The 6062-nt window shown below is 61.5% G+C and carries 8 protein-coding genes; 6 read left to right on the top strand and 2 right to left on the bottom strand.

The genetic code is table 11. The features are described 5' to 3' along the window. Positions 1-87: 87 nt before the first annotated feature. Positions 88-1296: an alanine transaminase gene (alaC, locus tag HNO86_RS29985; protein WP_175380553.1), complete on the bottom strand. Its 1209-nt coding sequence runs from the start codon at positions 1294-1296 to the stop codon at positions 88-90. Positions 1297-1434: 138 nt separating this feature from the next. Between alaC and HNO86_RS29980 the strand changes: the two genes are divergently transcribed. From HNO86_RS29980 to HNO86_RS29970, 3 genes are all read left to right on the top strand, one after another. Then, a complete protein-coding gene (locus tag HNO86_RS29980) occupies positions 1435-2097 on the top strand; it encodes a LysE family translocator (RefSeq protein WP_175380552.1) in 663 nt (220 codons plus the stop codon). 67 nt (positions 2098-2164) lie between these two features. Continuing rightward, entirely contained in the window at positions 2165-2650 is a 486-nt protein-coding gene (locus tag HNO86_RS29975; protein ID WP_175380551.1) for a GyrI-like domain-containing protein, read from the top strand. A gap of 96 nt (positions 2651-2746) precedes the next feature. Then, on the top strand, positions 2747-3235 hold the full coding sequence (locus tag HNO86_RS29970; protein ID WP_175380550.1) for a GNAT family N-acetyltransferase: 489 nt from the start codon (positions 2747-2749) through the stop codon (positions 3233-3235). 21 nt (positions 3236-3256) lie between these two features. Here the strand turns inward: HNO86_RS29970 and HNO86_RS29965 are convergent, their stop codons facing one another. Next, positions 3257-3742 (bottom strand): N-acetyltransferase, encoded by a 486-nt coding sequence (locus tag HNO86_RS29965; protein WP_175380549.1) that lies wholly within the window; start codon positions 3740-3742, stop codon positions 3257-3259. 139 nt (positions 3743-3881) lie between these two features. On the opposite strand from HNO86_RS29965, the gene HNO86_RS29960 reads away from it, so the two are divergent. The 3 genes from HNO86_RS29960 to HNO86_RS29950 are packed head-to-tail and all read left to right on the top strand — an operon-like array spanning position 3882 to position 5913. Then, complete coding sequence (locus HNO86_RS29960) at positions 3882-4307, top strand: nuclear transport factor 2 family protein (protein WP_175380548.1); 426 nt, start codon at positions 3882-3884, stop codon at positions 4305-4307. 27 nt (positions 4308-4334) lie between these two features. Next, positions 4335-4679 (top strand): YciI family protein, encoded by a 345-nt coding sequence (locus HNO86_RS29955; RefSeq protein ID WP_175380547.1) that lies wholly within the window; start codon positions 4335-4337, stop codon positions 4677-4679. A gap of 1 nt (position 4680) precedes the next feature. Continuing rightward, positions 4681-5913, top strand: a complete 1233-nt coding sequence (locus tag HNO86_RS29950) for an RNA polymerase sigma factor (protein WP_175380554.1) — start codon at positions 4681-4683, stop codon at positions 5911-5913. Positions 5914-6062: the final 149 nt, after the last annotated feature.

The raw sequence follows: 6062 nt of genomic DNA, 5'->3' as shown, positions 1-6062 counted from the left end.
GCCGCAGGCTGCGATCTTTTGATTTTGATTTAAAAAAACAAGATCAAAAGATCGCAGCCTGCGGCAGCTCCTACACGGTTCGTGCGTTTATTTGCTGGCGAGTCCATCCGCGCGGAACATCCCGCGAATCCCGCGTACGGCCTGGCGAATACGGTCCTGGTTCTCGATCAGGGCAAATCGCACATGATCATCGCCATACTCACCGAAACCCACCCCCGGCGAGACGCAGACCTTGGCCTCGGCCAGCAGCTTCTTGGCGAATTCCAGCGAGCCCAGGTGGGCATAAGCCTCCGGAATCTTCGCCCAGACATACATCGATGCCTTCGGATTCTCGACCATCCAGCCCAGTTCATGCAGGCCCTTGACCAGCACATTACGGCGCTGGCGGTATTGCTCGGCGATGTCGCGCACGCATTGCTGATCGCCTTCCAGCGCGGCAATCGCCGCCACTTGCAGCGGGGTGAAGGTGCCGTAGTCGTGGTAGCTCTTGATCCGCGCCAGGGCGCTGACCAGTTCCGGGTTGCCGACCATGAAACCGATACGCCAGCCGGCCATGTTGTAGCTCTTGGACAGGGTGAAGAACTCCACCGCGATGTCCTTGGCTCCCGGCACCTGCATGATCGACGGGGCTTTCCAGCCGTCGTAGACGATGTCGGCGTACGCCAGGTCATGCACCACCAGCACGTCGTATTGCTTGGCGAGGGCGATCACCCGCTCGAAGAAGTCCAGCTCCACGCACTGCGCGGTGGGGTTGGACGGAAAGCCCAGGATCATCATCTTCGGCTTGGGAATCGAGCCGCGAATCGCCCGCTCCAGTTCGTCGAAGAAATCCACACCCGGCACCAGCGGCACCGAACGCACCTGGGCGCCGGCAATCACGGCACCGTAGATGTGGATCGGGTAGCTCGGGTTGGGCACCAGCACGGTGTCGCCCTGGTCCAGGGTCGCCAGCATCAGGTGCGCCAGGCCTTCCTTGGAACCGATGGTGACAATGGCTTCGCTTTCCGGGTCGATCTCGACTTCGTAGCGATCCTTGTACCAGTTGGAAATCGCCCGGCGCAGGCGCGGGATGCCCTTGGACGTCGAGTAGCCGTGGGTGTCTTCGCGCTGGGCGACGGTGACCAGTTTTTCGACGATGTGCGGCGGGGTGGCGCCGTCGGGGTTGCCCATGCTCAAGTCGATGATGTCTTCGCCACGACGACGGGCGGCCATCTTCAGCTCGGCAGTGATGTTGAAAACGTAAGGGGGGAGTCGATCTATGCGCGCAAAGCGGCGCGGCGAACCTTGTTCGGCCATTGTTGCCTCGATAACGTAAGCGCCCGGAACCGTCCGAGCGACGCTGGCCACTGTGGTGACCTGTGGCGCAATGTACGGGCAGCTGTGACAGACTGTCCAGCCTCGATGTAAACAAATTTTTCCGAAGGATAGGGTTTGATGGAATTCACCAGCGGCTTCTTGCTGAGCCTTTCGCTGTGCCTGGACATTGGTGTTGCCAACATCGCGATGATCACTCTGGCGATGCAGCGCGGCTATTTTCAGGGCTTCGCTCTGGGCCTGGGCACCTGCGTCGGTGACCTGATCTACGCGGTGCTGGCGCTGGCCGGGATGACCGTTCTGCTGCAGTACGAAACCGTGCGCTGGGTGCTGTGGATCGGCGGTTCGGCGCTGCTGGTGTATTTCGCGGCGAAGATGATTTATTCGGCGATCCATCATGAAGCGCTGCTGGCCGAGACCGCCGAAGTCGGCCAAAACTCCCATCGCAAGGAGTTCTTGCGCGGGATCTTCCTCGCCATGTCGTCGCCGAGTGCGATCCTCTGGTTCGCCGCAGTGGGCGGCACGCTGATCGCCCGTTCCGGCGGTGGCGGCCCCCTGAGTTCGGCACTGTTCCTGGGTGGCTTTCTCTGCGCCGGGCTGCTGTGGTGCGCCGGCCTGTGCTTTGCCGCGAGCCATGGCGGCAAATTGCTGGGCGACAAGCTGCTGCGTTACTCCTACATGGCATCGGCGGCGATCTTCTGCTATTTCGCGGTGTACGTGATCCTATCGGGCTACAACGAGTTCGTCGGTGCCGGCGCTGTAGAGCAGTTGCACGCCCTGTAAGTTGGCGAATCGGGTTTGGCTTCTATACTCCCTGCCGAACCCACTTTTTCCCTTCAGGAGTCGAGCCATGGATGAGCAAACACGCGTCGAACTGGCCGAACCACGTATCGAAAAGGGTCACTTCCAGCTGATCGCAGGATTTGGCGGACGATTCAACCAGCAGACCGTCAAGGACATTCCCGCGCTCTGGGAAAAATTCGCGCCCCATTGCGGCAGCGTTCCGGGGCAGAAAGGCGACGAGACCTACGGCGTCGGCTTCAATTTCGACGGCCAGGGCGGCTTCGATTACCTCGCCGGGGTGGCGATCAGCAAGCTCGACGATCTGCCAGACACCTTCCGCTGGGTCGAGATCCAGCCCCAGCAATACGCGGTGTTCGAGCACAAGGGGCCGCTGAGTCAATTGCCGCAGGTCTTCCAGTACATCCATGGCACCTGGCTGCCGCAGTCCGGCTACCAGCATTCATCGGGGCCGGAGTTCGAGCGCTATAGCGCGGATTTCAACCCGCAGCGCAACACCGGCACGATTGAAATCTGGCTGCCGGTTACCGTTTAAAGCCTCTGTCGAGAGACGAGTCCGGTGATTCGTCTCTCGATCTCGTTCAGCGGCTGATATGATTCCCGGCCATTCCCACGCCGATTCCGAGCCGCCATGAACACCGTCATCCGCAATGTCACCCCCGCCGATCTGGACCGCTGCTACGCCATCGAAACCCTTGCCTACGAAGGCGACGAAGCCGCGACCCGGGAGAAAATCGCCACCCGCATCGCCACCTGGCCGGAAGGTTTCATCGTGGCCGAAGTGGACGGCGTGGTCGCCGGTTTCATCAATTCCGGCGCGGCGTTCCAGGTGGAAATGTCAGACGAAGCGTTCAAGGAGTTGATCGGCCACGACCCGGCCGGCCCGAACGTGGTGATCATGTCGGTGGTGGTGCACCCGGATTTTCAGGGGCAGGGGTTGGCGAAGCGGCTGATGGCGGAGTTCATCGAGCGTATGAAGGGGATGGGCAAGGCGACCATTCATCTGATGTGCAAGGAGCGGCATATTCCGCTGTATGCCGGGTTCGGGTTTGCCTACATCAAGCCATCGGCCTCCGACCATGGCGGCATGGCGTGGCATGAGATGGTGCTGACCCTGTAAACACATTCCCGTGTAGGAGCGTCAGAAAATCATGCCCATCCGCCGCTCATACCCGATCCGCCCCTTGTACGCCTCGCCGCAATCGACAAAACCATACCTGGCATACAGGCCAATCGCCGATTCATTGTCCGCATCCACCGACAACTCCAGCCCGCGGATTTCCGGCCAGGCCTCACGCGCCGCGGCGGGTAGTGCCTGCAGGCAAGCCTTGCCGTAACCCTTGCCCTGAACCCGTTGGTCGACCTGAAGCGCGTGTAGTGTCGCGCTGTGTTCATTGGCCCACGCCGGCAGCGCCGGCGGCCGCTTGAGCAGCAGGAAGGCCACGGGAATATCATCCGCCAGCAAGGCAAATCCTTTCACGCCAGGTCCCGGCCGGGACAGCAGGGTGTGCAACGCACCGTGAATGTCGCCGGAGTACTTGATCTGCTGCGGATGAACCTCAATCGCCTCGACCTGCTGGCGCTGCAACGCCGTGAGGTTTTCGTAAGGCACGAGTTCAGCTGTCATGGAAGTGTCCTTTTTCCTGCATGAATGAGCCTCGATTCTAGCGATTGCGTCGCTTTGGATTATTTTTATTTCAGTTGTCGATCCAGCGGATCGCCAGACGACTAAGGGTGTCTTCAAATAAAAACAACGGAGAACCACCATGAGCGCAACCCATGAAATCGAAACCCTGATCGAGACTTTCCGCCAGGCCGTCGTGGCCAAGGACGTCGACAGGATCATGAGCTTCTATGGCGATGACATCGTCTCCTTCGATGCGGTCAAGGCCCTGCAGTTTCGCGGCAAGGCCGCCTACCGCGCGCATTGGCAGGCCTGCATGGAAATGTGCGCCGGCCCGCACAAATTCGATTTCGACCACATGACGGTCGTGGCTGACGAACACATCGCCTTCGCCTACTGGCTGGCCCATTGCGGTGGCACTAACGAGCAGGGCGAAACCCAGGCCTGCTGGATGCGCGTGTCCGCCTGCTATCGCCGCGAAGCCGGGCAATGGCGCATCGTCCACGAACACTGGTCGGCACCGTTCGACATGGAAAGCGGCGCGGCGTTGTTCAATCTGCAGCCCTGATTTGAATACTTGGTTCAGGAGAGCGCGATGAAATACCTATGCCTGGTCTACAGCGATGAGCGCCTGCTGCATTCGCTGCCGGAAAGCCCCAAGGACGAGGAATGCATGGCCTACGCCGAGTCGGTTCAGGGCAGTGGCCGGATGGTCGCCGCCGAGGCGCTGGAGTCGGTGCAGACCGCCACCACCGTGCGCATGCGCAACGGCAAGCTGTCGATCACTGACGGGCCGTTTGCCGAAACCAAGGAGCAACTGGCCGGCTTCTACCTGATCGATGCCCGGGATCTGAACGAAGCCTTGCAGGTGGCCGGCGATATTCCGGCGGCCCGGGTGGGCTGCGTCGAAGTGCGCCCTGTGCGGCAGTTGAATGTCTGAGATGCCGGCATCGGTGCAGGCGCGGGTCGAGCAGGTCTATCGCCAGGAATCGCGGCGCATCCTGGCGACCCTTATCCGCCTGCTCGGTGATTTCGACCTCGCCGAAGAGGCCTTGCACGAGGCGTTCTTCGTCGCGGTCGAGCGCTGGCAGAAGGACGGCGTGCCGGACAATCCGCGCACCTGGCTGGTGTCCACCGGGCGCTTCAAGGCCATTGATGTGCTGCGCCGCCGCGCTCGCTTCGCCGCCTCGCGTCCGATGCTGATCGCGCAACTGGAAGAGCTGGAGCAGGCCGACTGGAGTGACGAAGACGTGGAAGACGATCGCCTGCGCCTGATCTTCACCTGTTGTCACCCGGCCCTGGCGGCGGACGCCCAGGTGCCGCTGACCCTGCGTGAAGTGTGCGACCTGACCACGGAAGAAATCGCCCGGGCCTTTCTCTCGGCACCGGCCACCATCGCCCAGCGCATCGTGCGCGCCAAGGCGAAAATCCGCGACGCGAAAATCCCTTATCAAGTGCCGTCCCTGGCGGAATTGCCTGAACGTCTCGATAGCGTGCTGCGGGTGATTTATCTGGTGTTCAACGAGGGATACTCGGCGTCCGGCGGTGCGCAAGTGACGCGCGAGGATCTGACCCGCGAAGCGATTCGGCTTGGGCGGTTGTTGATGGAGTTGCTGCCCGAGCCGGAGGTCATGGGGCTTTTGGCGATGATGCTGTTGCATGAATCGCGACGGGTAGCCCGGACCGCTGCGGATGGCGAGTTGATCTTGCTGGATGAGCAGGATCGATCGCTGTGGGACAGCGAAATGATCGCCGAAGGTTGCGCGCTGGTTGAGCGGGCGCTGGGGAGTCGGCGGTTCGGACCGTATTGCCTGCAAGCGGCGATAGCGGCGGTGCATGCTGAGGCGCCTTCGGTGGAGGAAACCGATTGGGTGCAGATCGTCGGGCTTTATGACGTGCTGCTGCGGGTGGTGCCTTCGCCAGTGATCGAGCTGAACCGCGCCGCGGCCATGTCCCGGCGCGATGGGCCGTTGGCGGGGTTGGAATTGGTCGAGGCGATACTGGAGCGCGGTGAACTGCAGGATTACCACCTGGCGCACTCGGCGCGGGCGGAGTTTTGCCGGCAGTTGGGGAGGGTGGAGCAGGCGCGGGCGGCGTATGAGCGAGCGCTGGAGTTGACCCAGCAGGTGCCGGAGCGGCGGTTTATAGAGGCTCGGATTAAGGCGTTGGAGTGAGGGCCGCATCGCGAGCAGGCTCGCTCCCACAGGGGGATTGGTGGTGTTCGCAAATGTTGTGATCGACCCGAAACCCTGTAGAAGCTGCCGAAGGGGGGGTGTCAGAAATTTTGTGTTCGGGCATAACATGAGTAAGAGGTGCATGTATG

This window comes from Pseudomonas sp. C1C7 (assembly GCF_013359595.1).
Taxonomy (GTDB): domain Bacteria; phylum Pseudomonadota; class Gammaproteobacteria; order Pseudomonadales; family Pseudomonadaceae; genus Aquipseudomonas.
The sequence above is the reverse complement of the archived record's forward strand: the minus strand, read 5'-3'. Positions and strand labels throughout refer to the sequence as shown.

Bases quoted from the DNA above. Each gene is read 5' to 3' on its own strand.
- HNO86_RS29965 (WP_175380549.1), bottom strand. From the start codon at position 3,742: ATGACAGCTGAACTCGTGCCTTACGAAAACCTCACGGCGTTGCAGCGC.
- HNO86_RS29955 (WP_175380547.1), top strand. From the start codon at position 4,335: ATGAAATACCTATGCCTGGTCTACAGCGATGAGCGCCTGCTGCATTCG.
- HNO86_RS29960 (WP_175380548.1), top strand. From the start codon at position 3,882: ATGAGCGCAACCCATGAAATCGAAACCCTGATCGAGACTTTCCGCCAG.
- HNO86_RS29970 (WP_175380550.1), top strand. From the start codon at position 2,747: ATGAACACCGTCATCCGCAATGTCACCCCCGCCGATCTGGACCGCTGC.
- HNO86_RS29975 (WP_175380551.1), top strand. From the start codon at position 2,165: ATGGATGAGCAAACACGCGTCGAACTGGCCGAACCACGTATCGAAAAG.
- HNO86_RS29980 (WP_175380552.1), top strand. From the start codon at position 1,435: ATGGAATTCACCAGCGGCTTCTTGCTGAGCCTTTCGCTGTGCCTGGAC.
- HNO86_RS29950 (WP_175380554.1), top strand. From the start codon at position 4,681: ATGCCGGCATCGGTGCAGGCGCGGGTCGAGCAGGTCTATCGCCAGGAA.
- alaC (WP_175380553.1), bottom strand. From the start codon at position 1,296: ATGGCCGAACAAGGTTCGCCGCGCCGCTTTGCGCGCATAGATCGACTC.